The organism is Croceibacterium selenioxidans, assembly GCF_018599195.1.
GTDB lineage: Bacteria > Pseudomonadota > Alphaproteobacteria > Sphingomonadales > Sphingomonadaceae > Croceibacterium_A > Croceibacterium_A selenioxidans.
On record NZ_JAHFVK010000001.1, the window covers coordinates 1,751,670 to 1,765,706 of the forward strand.

The 14,037-nt window shown below is 63.8% G+C and carries 13 protein-coding genes; 5 read left to right on the forward strand and 8 right to left on the reverse strand.

Annotated elements, in window-relative coordinates; genetic code table 11:
* Positions 1-116 precede the first annotated feature (116 nt).
* The 4 genes from KK137_RS08600 to purQ all read left to right on the forward strand — a co-directional run bounded on the left by KK137_RS08600 (position 117) and on the right by purQ (position 4,897).
* Positions 117-2,945 carry a M16 family metallopeptidase gene (locus KK137_RS08600; protein WP_214535707.1) on the forward strand — a complete coding sequence of 943 codons (2,829 nt, stop codon included), beginning with the start codon at positions 117-119 and terminating at the stop codon, positions 2,943-2,945.
* Between the two features lie 83 nt (positions 2,946-3,028).
* On the forward strand, positions 3,029-3,745 hold the full coding sequence (locus tag KK137_RS08605; RefSeq protein WP_214535708.1) for a hypothetical protein: 717 nt from the start codon (positions 3,029-3,031) through the stop codon (positions 3,743-3,745).
* 235 nt (positions 3,746-3,980) lie between these two features.
* On the forward strand, positions 3,981-4,223 hold the full coding sequence (purS, locus tag KK137_RS08610; protein WP_214535709.1) for a phosphoribosylformylglycinamidine synthase subunit PurS: 243 nt from the start codon (positions 3,981-3,983) through the stop codon (positions 4,221-4,223).
* Positions 4,220-4,897, forward strand: a complete 678-nt coding sequence (gene purQ / locus KK137_RS08615) for a phosphoribosylformylglycinamidine synthase subunit PurQ (RefSeq protein WP_214535710.1) — start codon at positions 4,220-4,222, stop codon at positions 4,895-4,897. The genes purS and purQ overlap by 4 nt, the downstream gene beginning before the upstream one ends.
* A 33-nt stretch (positions 4,898-4,930) precedes the next feature.
* Here the strand turns inward: purQ and KK137_RS08620 are convergent, their stop codons facing one another.
* The 5 genes from KK137_RS08620 to glmU form a co-directional block, all read right to left on the reverse strand.
* Complete coding sequence (locus KK137_RS08620; RefSeq protein ID WP_214535711.1) at positions 4,931-7,234, reverse strand: putative bifunctional diguanylate cyclase/phosphodiesterase; 2,304 nt, start codon at positions 7,232-7,234, stop codon at positions 4,931-4,933.
* Between the two features lie 116 nt (positions 7,235-7,350).
* A complete protein-coding gene (gene glmS, locus KK137_RS08625; protein WP_214535712.1) occupies positions 7,351-9,174 on the reverse strand; it encodes a glutamine--fructose-6-phosphate transaminase (isomerizing) in 1,824 nt (607 codons plus the stop codon).
* 17 nt (positions 9,175-9,191) lie between these two features.
* Positions 9,192-9,572 carry a PIN domain-containing protein gene (locus tag KK137_RS08630; protein ID WP_214535713.1) on the reverse strand — a complete coding sequence of 127 codons (381 nt, stop codon included), beginning with the start codon at positions 9,570-9,572 and terminating at the stop codon, positions 9,192-9,194.
* On the reverse strand, positions 9,569-9,934 hold the full coding sequence (locus tag KK137_RS08635; protein ID WP_214535714.1) for a ribbon-helix-helix protein, CopG family: 366 nt from the start codon (positions 9,932-9,934) through the stop codon (positions 9,569-9,571). Before KK137_RS08635 ends, KK137_RS08630 begins: the two co-directional genes overlap by 4 nt.
* Positions 9,935-9,973: 39 nt before the next feature.
* Entirely contained in the window at positions 9,974-11,338 is a 1,365-nt protein-coding gene (gene glmU, locus KK137_RS08640) for a bifunctional UDP-N-acetylglucosamine diphosphorylase/glucosamine-1-phosphate N-acetyltransferase GlmU (RefSeq protein ID WP_214535715.1), read from the reverse strand.
* Between the two features lie 60 nt (positions 11,339-11,398).
* On the opposite strand from glmU, the gene KK137_RS08645 reads away from it, so the two are divergent.
* The gene (locus KK137_RS08645) at positions 11,399-12,070 is read left to right on the forward strand and encodes an HAD-IA family hydrolase (protein WP_214535716.1); all 672 of its coding nucleotides are present in this window, start codon (positions 11,399-11,401) and stop codon (positions 12,068-12,070) included.
* 34 nt (positions 12,071-12,104) lie between these two features.
* Here the strand turns inward: KK137_RS08645 and KK137_RS08650 are convergent, their stop codons facing one another.
* The 3 genes from KK137_RS08650 to epsC form a co-directional block, all read right to left on the reverse strand.
* Positions 12,105-12,791 (reverse strand): OmpW/AlkL family protein, encoded by a 687-nt coding sequence (locus KK137_RS08650; protein ID WP_338028015.1) that lies wholly within the window; start codon positions 12,789-12,791, stop codon positions 12,105-12,107.
* Positions 12,792-12,965: 174 nt separating this feature from the next.
* Positions 12,966-13,325: a DUF2794 domain-containing protein gene (locus KK137_RS08655; RefSeq protein WP_214535717.1), complete on the reverse strand. Its 360-nt coding sequence runs from the start codon at positions 13,323-13,325 to the stop codon at positions 12,966-12,968.
* Positions 13,325-14,032, reverse strand: a complete 708-nt coding sequence (gene epsC, locus KK137_RS08660; protein ID WP_214535718.1) for a serine O-acetyltransferase EpsC — start codon at positions 14,030-14,032, stop codon at positions 13,325-13,327. The genes KK137_RS08655 and epsC overlap by 1 nt, the downstream gene beginning before the upstream one ends.
* Positions 14,033-14,037: the final 5 nt, after the last annotated feature.

Genomic DNA, 14,037 nt, shown 5'->3' on the forward strand with positions numbered 1-14,037 from the left:
GGTGAGCCTGCCCGCTTTCGTTCGTCCTATACTTGCCGAAGCCCCGCTTGCCCCGCAGTCCACACCAGCAATCGCCATTGCCGGTTCAGGTTTCATCCGCCACACACCCCGGCGCAATGATCCGACGTTCCTTATTCGCAGCCTTCCTTTTAGCGACCGCCGTCCCCGCCCTGGCCCAACCGGCACCGGTCGCGCCCGAGCACGAGTGGCCGTTCGAGAAGAGCGATCTGCCAGCCGACCCTGCCTACCGTTTCGGGCGGCTCGACAACGGGATGCGCTACATCATTCGCTCCAACGGCACGCCCGCCGGACAGGCCATGGTGCAGTTCTGGGTCAATTCCGGATCGGTCGCGGAGACCGAGGAAGAGCGTGGCTACGCGCACTTCATTGAACACATGAGCTTCAACGGCTCGACCCGCGTGCCCGAAGGCGAAATGGTCAAGTTGCTGGAGCGCGAAGGTCTCGCGTTCGGGCCCGACACGAATGCCTCGACCAGCTTCGAAACCACGCTTTACATGCTCAATCTGCCGCGCAACGATCCGGCCCTTCTCGACACGGCGCTTATGCTCATGCGCGAGACGGCCAGCGAGCTGACCTTCAGTCCTGAAGCTGTCGAACGCGAAAAGGGAGTCGTGTTGTCGGAGCGCCGCGTTCGCGACACTTACGACTATCGCGACACGATCGATGGGCTCGAGTTCTTCTATCCCGGTGCGCGGTTCGTCGGGCGAATGCCGATCGGAACGATTGAAGCGCTCCAGGCGGCAACACCCGAGAAGCTGCGTGCGCTTTACCAGCGCATCTACCGCCCGGAAAACACCGCGATCATCGTGGTCGGCGACTTCGATGCCGATAAGGTCGAGGCTGAAATCCGCGAGCACTTCGCTAGCTGGCAGCCGGCCCCGATCGTTCCCGAAACCGACCCGGGCCCCATCCCGTTCGATCTTGCTGGTCAGACCGACATCTACCTGGATCCCGCACTGTCGGAGCAGATCACCGTCTCGCGCCACGGCCCGGCGCTTGACCGGACTGACACCCGGGCCTTCCGTGAAAAGAACGTTCGCCGTCAGCTCGGCTACGGCATCATCAATCGTCGCCTGCAGCGCCTGGCACGGTCGGAGGATCCGCCGTTCCGCAGCGCGGGCGTCGGCACGGCCGAGATGTTCGACGCCGGTCGCACGAGCAACCTGGTCGTCTATGCCGGAGAGGGCGAATGGCGCCGGGCCCTGGCGGCGGCCCAGGCTGAATACCGCCGCGCGCTCGAGTTTGGTTTCACCGAGGCCGAGGTGGCAGAGCAGGTCGCCAACTTGCGCACGTCCCTCGAAAACAACGTGGCCGGCGCCACGACGCGCTCCAACGCGAATTTCATCACCGGGGCGATCACGTTGCTGGAGGATGGACAGGTGCCGACCACGCCGGAAAGCGCGCTGGAGCGCTTCCTCGGGCACTTACCGGAAATCACACCCGACAGCGTGCTCGCAGCGCTCAAGGAAGAGTTCGTCCCGCTCGACAACCCATTGATCCGCTTCGAAGGGCGCACAGCGCCCGACGGCGGCGCCGAGGCGCTGCGGGCGGCGTGGAACGAGGGGATGGCCGTCCAGCTGACGGCAGAGGATTCCGTCGGGCTCGAGGCGTGGGGCTATACCGACTTCGGGACGCCCGGCACCGTGGTTTCCGACACCGCAGAGCCGTTGCTCGGCATCCGAACGCTGGTCTTTTCGAACGGCCTACGGCTCAACCTCAAGAAGACCGACCTTCAGCGCGACCGCATCTCCGTCCAGCTCAACGTTGACGGTGGGCAGATGCTCAACACGCGCGAGGACCCGATTGCGACCGCGATGAGCAGCTCGCTGCCGATCGGCGGGCTCGGCAAGCATTCGACTGACGAGCTGCAGTCGATCCTCGCGGGGCGCAGCGTCAGCTTCAATCTCGGGACCACTGACGACACCTTCGTCCTCAACGCGGGCACTACCCCGCGCGACCTGGAGGTGCAGCTGCAGGTGTTGACCGCCGCAATCTCCGATCCCGGCTATCGGCCCCAGGGCGAATCCCAGTACCGCCGCAACATCAAGGCCTTTTTCGCCAGCCGCGATGCCACGCCCGAAAGCGCGCTCGCCAACGCTCTTGGCGAAATCGTCTCCGACGGCGATCCTCGTTTCACGCTCCAACCGGAGCAAGCCTATCTCGGGCTTTCCTTTGCCAAGCTACGCGACGAGATCGCCGACCGCCTCAGCCATGGCGCGCTCGAACTCGCGATCGTGGGCGACTTTGACGAAGACCAGACGATCCAGCTGGTCGCCCGCACCCTCGGCGCCCTGCCGCAGCGGGAGGCCGACTTCCGCGATTACACCGGCAACCGCACACGCGCCTTCACCACGGACCGCACCCCGCGCGTCGTGCGGCATGACGGCGCGGCGGATCAAGCGATCGTGCGAATGAGCTGGCCGACCCGGGACGACAGCGATTTCGAAGAGGTGCTCAAGCTCGACATGCTCGACAGGGTGATGCGCATCGAGCTGACCGACAAACTGCGCGAGGACCTGGGAAAGACTTACAGTCCTGGTGTCAGCGCCAGCGAGTCCGACACTTACGCCGGCTACGGGACGTTCAACATCGCCGCTTCGGTCGATGTGAGAGAGGTTGACGCCACACGGGCCGCCATTCTCGAAACGGTGCGCTCCTTGATCGACAAGCCAGTCGACGATGACACGCTGCTGCGGGCGCGCAAGCCGCTGCTCGAAGCCTACGACAATGCGCTCAAGACCAACGCCGGATGGATGAATCTGGCTTACCGCGCACAGTCGAAAGCAGAGCGGATCGAACGCTTCACCATGGGTAAGGATCGCCTGGCTGCTTTAACCCCGGCGGACGTACAGGAAATGGCCGCGAAATATCTCCAACCGGACCAGCGGCTTGAGATCCTCGTGCTGCCAAAAGAGGGCAGCTAAGCCTCTAGCCGGAATCGCCCGGGCGCAATAAGGCGCACCTACTTGAGAAGGGCCGCCTCGCGGCCGAGAGGGAACGCAGAGCAATGAAACGTCTTGGATTTGCCGTCGTGGCGCTCGCCGCCGCCGCCACTTTCGCTTCGCCCGCCGCCGCACAGGGCGGCTGCAGCCGCGAATTGCTGCAGGGTATCGCGGACGACTGGATTTCTGGCGTCCAGAAGGGCTCGCCGTTCGAAATGAACTTGGGCGAATGGGTCGATTATCGAGAGAACCTCGAGATTGGATTCCTGTCTGCCTTCTTCGACAACCAGGCACGCACTGTCGATTCCAGCCGCGCGTTGCTCGACACCACGTCCTGCAAGACGTTCGTCGAAGCCGTCCTGCTGAACCCGGATCGCCCGATGGTTCTTGCCACGCAGCTCACCAATGGCTTCTTCGGTGTGGGCCCGATCGATAATCTCGTAACCGACAAGGGAGACTGGAAGTTCGACGCGCAGGCGGCGCTCAACACGGCCAAGGCGGAGCAATGGAGCGAGATTCCGGCCGACAAGCGGATGAGCCGGCAGGATCTGACGGCTGCTGCCAACGCCTGGCTCGATGCCCGCGCGGCGAACGGTGCCACGACTGCCGACCGCCTCTATGTGGTCGACGAAGTGCTTGGCGGCGTGAATGTGCTCGCGCGGCTCGGGGCCGACCGCCTTCCTGCGAGCTTCACCTTCCGCATCGAAGACGGCGAGGTGAAAGCGACGCACATCGCAGTGAATTGCGGCGAGAAGGCCAACTGCTCGGTTCCGGGTCTCTGATCCAAAAAATCCTCCCCGAGGGCGAAGCTCATGGGGAGATTGCAGACGCCAGAGGCGGCTGACGGAGGGGCTAGTGGCGCAACGCCCAGCCCCTCCACCGTCCGCATCGCGAACGGTCCCCCTTCCGATCACTACGCGGGCAGCGAGGATTTCGCCCCTCAATACCCTTGCCGCGAAGGGCCTCAATTGCCATAGGCGCGAGCGACTCCCGTCTGTTCGAGAAGGCCCCCGCCCCATGAAGGTTCGCATCCATGTCAGCCTCAAGCCCGGCGTGCTCGACCCGCAGGGCCGTGCCGTGCACCATTCGCTTGAAGGGCTCGGTTTCAAGGGCATCGAGGATGTGCGCGTCGGTCGCCTGATCGAACTCGAGGTGGCCGACAGCACGAGCGACGCCGACCTTGACCGGATGTGCCGTCAGCTCCTCGCCAACATGGTCATCGAGAACTATCGCATCGAAAAGCCGGAGTCGGTGGCGTGAGCTTCCGGTCGGCAGTCGTCACCTTCCCGGGTTCGAACTGCGACCGGGACCTGGCCGTGGCGCTGGAGAAAGTCTCTGGCACCCCCGCATTGCGCGTGTGGCACGGTGATGCCGAGCTGCCGGAGAAGCTCGACTTCATCGCTCTCCCCGGCGGTTTCTCTTATGGCGACTATTTGCGCTCAGGCGCGATGGCCGCGCGCAGCCCGATCATGCAAGCGGTGGCCCAGGCCGCCGGCCGCGGTGTACCGGTGCTTGGCATCTGCAACGGCTTTCAGGTCCTGACGGAGTCGGGTCTGCTGCCCGGCGCACTGATGCGCAACGCCAACCAGCACTTCATCTGCCGCACAGTCCGGCTTTCGGTAGAAAACAGCCAGTCGCTTTTCACCGCAGGCTACGAGGCTGGGCAAGCGCTTCACGTCCCGGTCGCGCACCATGACGGTAACTACTTCGCCGATGAAGACACCCTCGATCGGCTTGAAGGTGAAGGCCGGGTGGCTTTTCGTTATGCCGAGACGGTCAACGGATCGCGTCGCGATATCGCGGGCATTCTCAACGAGGCCGGCAATGTGCTGGGCATGATGCCCCACCCGGAACGGGCGATCGAGCGGGAACACGGCAGCACAGACGGCCGTGCCCTGTTCGAAAGCGCCATTCGAGGTCTGGTAGAAGCCTGAGGCTCCGGACCTCCATTGAAGGAGGTCTGAGCGTTAAGCCGCCGCTACCCGCCCCTTGCGGCCGATCAGCTTCAGGGCTTCGTCTGCCTCCATCGGCCTTCCGAAGTAGTAACCCTGGATCTTGGTGCAGCCGAGGTTCTTGATCAGCGCCACTTCTTCGGCCGTTTCCGCACCTTCGGCAGTCGTCGTCATTCCCAGGCTATCGGCCATCGCCACGACGGCGCGGATAATCGCCAGGCTTTCCACGCTCCCTTGAGCCGCGCCCTGCACAAATGTGCGGTCGACCTTGATGGTCGAGAAGCGCAACGCCCGGAGGTATCCCAGTGACGAATAGCCGGTGCCGAAGTCGTCGAGCGCCACTGAACACCCGAGAGCCATGATTTCCTCGAGCGTCTGCCGTGCGGTCCGCGCATCGCGCAGGAAAATGCTCTCGGTGACTTCGACCTCAAGCCGATAGGGCGGCAACCCGCTGTCGACCAAGGCGCGGACCACGTTGGTCGAAAAACCCGGCTCGAGCAATTGTTCGCCCGAGACGTTGACCCCGACCTTGATTTCGCCCGGCCAACGGACCGCTTCGCGGCAAGCCTCGTAGAGTACCCACTCACCGATCGGCACGATGAGGCGCGTGTCCTCGGCCAGAGGGATGAACTTGCCCGGGCTGACGAAGCCATGATCCTTGCTCTGCCAGCGGAGCAGCGCCTCGAAGCTCACCAGCGTTCCGTTCTTCGCGTCGACGACGGGCTGATAATGCAGCCTCAACTCCTGCTTGCCGATCGCATTGCGCAAGGCGAGCTCGAGCTTGCGCCGTTCTTCCGCGTTGGCATGTAGCGAAGGTTCGTAACGGCAATGGATCCCCCCGCCTTCGTCCTTCGCGCGATAAAGCGCGAGGTCGGCGTTGCGCATGAGCATCTCGACCGTATTGCCGTCCTTGGGGCAGAGGGCCGACCCGACGCTCGCCCCGATGTAGAGCTTGTGATTGTCCACGTCGTAGGGCTGTGAAAGAGCCTCGATCACCGCCTCCGCGACACGGGAGACCGCCCCCTCGTTCGACGCGTCGCTAATCACGATGGCAAACTCGTCGCCACCCAGCCGCCCGCACTGCTCGTTTTCACTAATGACCGATTTGAGCCGCTGGGAGACCTGGGCAAGCAACCGGTCCCCGACCTGGTGACCAAGGGAATCGTTGACCGACTTGAAGCGGTCAAGGTCGATCATCAGAAAGGCACAGCGGCTGCGCCATTGGTCAGCGAAGCGCATGGCTTCCCCCAGGGCCTCGGTCAGCATCAGCCTGTTGGGCAGGCCCGTCAGCGTGTCGTAGCGAGCCAGATAGGCGATCTTCTCGTCGGATTCTCGCTGCTCGGTAACGTCGGACCCAACACCCCGGTATCCGATGAAGCTGCCGTTCTCATCGAGCATCGGTGTGCCCGACAGTTCCCACCAGCGACGGCCCGTACCCACGATCACCTGGACCAGCAGGTTCGAAAAGCTTTCCCTGCGCTTCAACCGTTCGGCGAGGTCGTAGATGCTGGGATGGAACTGGCCACTGTCCCAGCTGTCCCCCGCGATCAGCTGAATGAAGGGCAAGCCCTCCGCCGCCGCCGGATCCTTGCCGAGCGCAAACGCAAAGCGCGGGCTGGCCGACCTCACGCGTCGGTTCGGATCGACTTGCCACAGCCAATCGGCCTCATTCTCCTGGAATTCGCGGAGCAGGAGCGAAACCACCTCGTCCTTTTCGGCCACGCCGGCTTCGGCGATCCGGGCTGAGAGGTAGGTGCGGGCAGAGTCGAGCGTTCCGGAAATCGCCAGCGTGATGAACGCCAGGGTCACCGCGGCAAATCCGTAGTCGCCGGACAGCACGAACGAGGTGCTGGCGGTACTTCCGGTGAGGGCAATGAACACCACGGTACCCATCGGCGCCGAGGAGAGGATAGAGGCGGAACTGGCAATCAGCATGGCCACAAGGGTCCACAGCGCGAAGTGCTCAGCCTGCCCTCCGTAGGGAGGAAACAGGATCATTGCGGCCGCCCACACCAGGGCGCTGCCCGCCACGCCCAGCGCCTGGCGCCTGAATTCGTGTTTGGTCATCGCGCGACGGTCGATGTCCGCCAGGCTGCGATCGATCCTGACCGAATTCCATGTCGCCGCGACTGCGGCCACGAGCCACAACCCGAAGAGCCAGACCGGAACCTTGCTGACGAACACGCTCACCGTGACAGCCGCGGCCAGCGCGTGCGCCACGGTGCGGATCAGAACGGTCTTGTGCAGCTGACCGTACTGCAAAGCTCGGACCCGCGCCCAATCGCCATCGGCCGGACCCTTCAGGCCCAGAAGCTCCAACGCAGAAAGCCGAAGGGTTGGCAGCTCGGATGGATTCGCGCTCACGCATCGCGCGTAAGCCACCAATGGTTAGAAGCGGGTAAAGCCCCTGGAAGACGAATGCCGTTCCTGCAGATTTATTCGACGGTTACCGACTTGGCGAGATTGCGCGGTTGGTCGACGTCGGTGCCTTTTACAGAGGCGGTGTGGTAGGCAATCAGCTGCACCGGAACCGCATAGACCAGCGGCGCGATCAGCGGATGAACCTGCGGCATCTCGATGGTCGCCATGCAGCCCTCGCCGGCTTCTTCCAGTCCCGCCTTGTCGGAGATCAGCACGATCTTACCGCCTCGAGCCCGCACTTCCTGCATGTTCGAAACGGTTTTTTCGAACAAGGGCCCTGAAGGCGCGAGGACGATCACCGGAACAGCCTCGTCAATCAGTGCGATCGGGCCGTGCTTCATCTCACCCGCCGCATAACCTTCGGCGTGGATATAGCTGATTTCCTTGAGTTTCAGTGCCCCTTCCAAGGCAAGCGGAAAATCAGGACCACGTCCGAGGTAGAGCACGTCACGGGCCGGCGCGATCAAGTGAGCCATGGCGGCGATTTCGTCATCATGAGCGAGCGCGGCGTTGAGCGAAGCGGGGGCTTCGAGGAGGTGCCGCACGACTTCGGCTTCCGCCTCCCTGTCGAGCCGGCCTTTCTTGACCGCGAAATGGGCCGCGAGCGCCGCGAGCACGGCCAACTGGCAGGTAAACGCCTTGGTCGAAGCGACCCCGATCTCGGGCCCTGCATGGGTCGGCAACAGCAGGTCTGCCTCGCGCGCCATCGAACTGGTGGGCACGTTGACCACCACCGCGATCGTCTGCCCTTCGGCCTTGCAGTGCCTCAGCGCCGCCAGAGTATCGGCGGTCTCCCCGCTTTGGGAAATGAACAGCGCCAGCCCTCCTGGCTGAAGGACCGGCTCGCGGTATCGGAACTCACTGGCGAAATCGAGGTCGACGGGAACGCGCGCGAATTGCTCGAACCAGTACTTGGCGACCATTCCCGCATAGTAGCTCGTGCCGCAGGCGACGATGGTTACGCGATCGATCGCGGAAATGTCGAAGTCGATTTGCGGAAGGGCGACCTGCATCTCCACCGGCCGCAGATAGCTGCGCAGCGTCTGCGCCACGACCGTCGGCTGCTCGAATATCTCTTTCTGCATGAAGTGGCGGTAGTTGCCCTTCTCGATCGCCGCTGCCGATGCACCCGAAGTGGTAACTTCGCGCTCTACCGGATTGTTATCCTTATCGAAGATCGCCGCACCCTCGCGGGTGACCACGACCCAGTCACCCTCGTCCAGATAGGCGATCTGCTGCGTCAGGGGTGCCAGCGCAAGTGCGTCGGAGCCGAGATAGGTTTCGTCTTCCCCGTAACCAACGACCAAAGGTGAACCGAGCCGAGCGCCGATGAGCAGGTCTGGGTGAGCGCGAAAGGCGATGGCGAGCGCGAAGGCGCCCCGCAATTGCGGAAGGACGGCTTTGACAGCATCCTGGGGCGAAAGACCGGCCTCGATCTGCTCCGAAACGAGATGGGCCACGATCTCGGTATCGGTCTCGCTTTCGAGCGTGCGCCCCCGCGCCAGCAACCCTTCCCGGAGCGGTTTGAAGTTCTCGATGATGCCGTTGTGGACCAGGGCAACCTGATCGGTGGCGTGCGGATGCGCGTTACTGGCGGTCGGAGCGCCGTGGGTCGCCCAGCGGGTATGGGCAATGCCGATGTGGCCCGGAGCCGGATGCCGCTCGATCTCGGCCACCAGGTTGAGCAGCTTCCCCGGTGCCCGCCGGCGGATCAGCATCCCGCCGTCAATTGTACAGATTCCCGCGCTGTCATAGCCGCGGTATTCCATCCGCTTCAAACCGTCGACCAACCGCTCCGCGACCGGTTCCTTGCCGACGATGCCAATGATTCCGCACATGAACAGGCTGCCTTGAGCTAGAGGATGTAAGGTACGCGGATGCCCGGCATCTGCGCCGGAAAGTCCCGGGTATTGCGAGTTACGAGCACGCGGCCCCTGACGAGCGCACTCGCCAAGACGAGTGCGTCAGTGGATTTGAGGCGAGGCCGCTCCCGGCGCAAGGCCGCAGCACGCTCTGCAATCTCTCCGTCGATCTCATCGACCCCAAATCCCGAAAGAAATGCCTCCGTGTCGCGCAGATTGTGAACCGATCCCTTGGACATGACTTCGATCCACACCAGGCGGCTGATCCAGACCCGCGCTCCTTGACCCGCGGCGCGGCGGATTTCGACCCGTGCCAAGTCAAGTCCGGCAAGCGCGTCTACTACGATGTTGGCGTCAAACGCAAAGCCGCTCACGCCGGGCCGGCCCCACGGACAGAAGGGTCCTTCCCAGAAAGCATATCGAGATGGATCTGCCGCTGACGGTCATCTTCTGCGTCAAAGAGATCCGGGAATTCGGCTTTAACTTCCTCGTAATCGGAATCCCACGGCCGGGTCGAAGAAGCGCGTTCGCGACGCTGCGATTCAACGGCGTCACCAATATCGGTGCAGTCCTTCCACAGTCCAAAGCCACGATCGATCCAATCCTGCACACCCTCCGCGCGATAGGCGCTGACGGCTTCGCGCAGTACTGCGGCGCGAGACTTCCCCCGCTCTTCCGCAATGCGGTCGAGCCACTTGATATCGTCATCAGGAAGATCGGCGAGAATCCGTGTCATTGATATACAGATATCATATCATGATATCATGTCAAGGGTTCAGCCCTTTTTCTCGGCCTTTTTCCGCTTCATCGCGTCGTGAAAGCGATCGGCCCAGCCGGGCTTGACCAGCTGTTCGGCCCGCACCATCCGCAGCTCTCCATCAGCCACGTCGCGGCTAACGGCACTTCCGGCGGCCACGATGGCATCGGCGCCGATCTTGACCGGGGCGATCAGGGCACTGTTCGATCCGATGAAGGCGCGCGGACCGATCTCGGTACGGTATTTGAAGTAACCGTCGTAGTTGCAGGTGATGGTCCCCGCGCCGATGTTGGCCCCTGCCCCTACCGTGGCGTCGCCCAGATAGGTCAGGTGATTGGCCTTGGCGCCCTGCCCCAGCACGGCATTCTTCACTTCGACGAAGTTGCCGACCTTGCTTCCTTCCTCGAGCACCGCCCCCGGCCGCAGCCGGGCGAAGGGTCCGACCGAGGTGCCCGACGCCAGTTTCGCACCTTCGAGATGGCAGAATGCGTGGATGGAGACCCCGTCCGCCACCTCGACACCGGGCCCGAATACGACGTTCGGCTCGATCGTCACGTCACTGCCGATGCGCGTATCCCAGCTGAAAAAGACCGTCTCCGGGGCCACCAGCGTCGCGCCTTCGGCCATGGCCTGGGCCCGCCGCGACTTTTGCCAGCGAGCCTCTGCCTCGGCCAGTTCGGAGCGCGAGTTGATGCCGGAGACTTCGTCCGGCTCGTCCGTGGTTATCACCGCGCAGTTGCGCCCCTCGGCGATGGCAATGTTGACCACGTCGGGCAGGTAATATTCGCCCTGGGCGTTGTCGTTGCCGACCTTGCCGAGCAATTCGAACAGGACGTCGGCCTTCGCCGCCAGCAAGCCCGAGTTGCATAGCATGCAGGCGCGTTCGCGTTCGTCCGCATCCTTGAATTCGACCATGCGGGCGATCTGGCCATCCTCGGCGATCACCCGACCGTACTGCAGGGCGTCTTCAGGCAAGAAGCCCAGGACGACCGCTTCGGGCGCGTCTGCGGCCCGAAGCCGCTCGATCATCGCCTGCATCGTCTCGGGGCGGATGAAGGGCACGTCGCCGTACATGACGAGCACGTCGCCCTCAAAGCCGTCGAGCGCGCTCTCCGCCTGCTGCACCGCGTGGCCGGTACCGAGCTGCGGCTGCTGTACCGCGATGTCGGCCCGTCCGCCGAGATGCGCCTCAAGCTGCTCGCGGCCCTCTCCCACCACCACCACGGTCTTCGCCGGGGCCAGAACCTCCAGGGAAGCGAGCAGGTGGTCGATCATTGGCCGCCCGGCGATCGCATGGAGCACCTTGTGCCGCGTGCTTTTCATGCGCGTACCCTTGCCAGCGGCGAGGACTATAGCTGCGATCGGTCTTTCGGAAGCTCCCATGGGGCGCGCAATGCCACCAATCGGTTGCCGTTTCCATACGCCTCCGGCAAGGGCCCGTGGATGGCTGACTTTCCTTTCGAAATCGTCGGGTTCGACCTCGACGGGACACTTGTCGACTCCAACCGCGACCTCGGTCCGGCGGTGAACCATGCGCTGACCACCGTCGGCCGCCCACTGATCTCGCAAGACGCCACCCGCAACCTGATCGGCGGCGGCGCGCGCCGGATGCTCGAACGTGCCTTCGAACTGACCGGCGGCGAACTTCCGGAAGACGAGTTCGAGAGCGCTTACGGCGAACTCCTCGTCCACTACGAAGCGCACATCGCCGACCACACCGTGCCCTACCCCGGGTGCCTCGACGCGCTCGACGACCTCGCGCGGCGGGGCTGCAAGCTGGCGGTGATCACCAACAAGATCGAGGTCTACTCGCGCAAGTTGCTAGACGCCTTGGGGATGACCGACCGGTTCGAAGTAATCCTCGGCGGCGATACGCTCGGCCCGGGCCGGGCCAAGCCGGCGCCCGACATGATCGACACCGCGATCCTGATATGCGGCGGCGGACGCTTCGCAATGGTGGGCGACAGCACCTTTGACGTGAAGGCCGCGCGCAACGCCAGGGTGCCGGTGGTCGCGCTCAGCTTCGGCTATAACGACCTGCCGGCGGCAGAGCTTGGCGCGGATGCGGTAATCGATCGCTATGAGGATCTCGTGAGCGCCCTCGAGCGGCTGTGAGCAGCGCATTCCCGAGGGCATCCACCAAACCGACTTAGAACCGCACCCCCAGCCCGGCGCTCAGGACCCACGGATCTAGGTCGTGTTCGGTCTCGATCACCTTGACCCCGCCGTCATACCAGCGCGCCGTGGTGCCGATGAAATAGCGTTTCGCGTCCAGGCTGAGCGCCAGGCCCCTGCCGTTGAGCGGGACGTCGACCCCCGCCTGCAGAACCACCCCGAGCTCGTTCGACAGGGTGAGCTTGTCCACGCCCAGCGCCACGGTAGCGGCGCCCGGGTCTTCGCCAATGAACAGGAAGTAGGCTGGTCCGGCGCCGATGTAGGGCGAAATACCGCCGGTGTTGAGGTGATACTTCAGCGTCACCGTCGCCGGGATCAGCTTGGCATCAGACACCAGTTCAGCGCCCGGAAGCCCGGTGGTTCCATCGACGTCATGCTGGGTCATGCAACAGATGGTCTCGACCGACAGGCCGGGGGAGAAAAAATATTCGACCGCCAGAGTGGGTACGACGTTGTCGTTCGCTTGGGTCTGGGTGTTCGCGGGCAGGCCGACAAGATCGGCGTTCACCTTGTCGATCTTCCCGTCGGGCAAAACCGCTGTAGCAAGCGCCTTCACCTGCAGCCTGCCCTGCCCGTCGCTCGCCAGGGCCGGAGCGGCATGAACCAGGGACATCAGGGCCAGCGCGCCTAACCCGCGCGAGAGTACCGTACGCATCGTCATTACCTCCACACGCGCTGCAAGGGCCGCACAGTCAGGCCCAGGGAATTGCAGCGCCCGTTCGCCCTGCCTCGATCGCGGAGGACCGGCATTGATGCGGCGCAAAGATCGCCCGGCGGGAATTTTCGCTGGAAGTTCTGATAATTCCGGGTGCCCGTGGGGTCCGTGCTTACGCCGCTACCCGCTCACCACCTTCAACAGACGCCGCTCAAGGGGCGCCAGCACTCCGGCGAGTTCGTGGCCTCGCTTAAGCACTTGGCCCTGTTCGCCGAACAACGCCCAGATGCCCTGTCGCTGCCTTAGCTCGGGGCGTTTCTCCAGCCGCATCTGCGGAAAATCCGCTGTACGCCTGAAGGCCGAGAAGCTGGCAAAGTCGCGGGTGAAGTTCATCGCATAGTCGCGCCATTCGCCTGCGGCGACCATCCGACCGTAAAGATCGAGAATGCGCTGCAACTCGGCGCGCTCGAACCCGACTTGTTGAGGGACGCGCGACGGCGGAAAGGGGACGATGTTTCCGTCGAGCGATCCCGCCCGCATTAGCTGGCGGCGCCCGTCTTGCGCGAACGGGCCGGCACTTGCCGTTCCTCCTTCAGCGCAGCGACCTCGGCCCGCAATTCGGCCAGTTCGCGTTCGAGTGCTTCGACCCGTTCAACCCCGCCGTTGCCCTGTTCGCAAGGCTCGTCGCACGGGGTTCCATACGGAATGAACTCGCGCAGCCAGGTTTCGGCGGGGACCAGCGTCGAGCGGGCCTTGAGCCCGATCATGGTCGCGCCTTCGGGCACGTCATCCGTCACCACCGCGTTGGCGCCGACGCGCGCACGCTCGCCGACCACGATCGGGCCAATGATCTGCGCCCCGGAACCGATAATGACGTTATCCTTGAGTGTCGGGTGACGCTTGCCACCAACCCCATTGGTCGGATTGGTGCCGCCGAGCGTGACGCACTGGTAGATCGTGACGTTGTCGCCGATCTCAGCCGTCTCGCCGATCACGGTGAAACCGTGGTCGATAAACAGGTTGCGCCCGATCTTCGCGCCAGGGTGAATGTCGATCGCCGTCAGCCAGCGCGACAAGTGATTCACGAACCGGGCGAGAAAATAGAGCTCCCCGTCGAACAGCCAGTGCGCAAGCCGGTGGAAACCGAGCGCCCAAACGCCCGGGTACAGGAGAATTTCCCAGCGGGACCGCGGGGCCGGGTCACGTGCCCTTACCGAGTCCAAGTATGCGATCAACTGATCGAACATTGCCG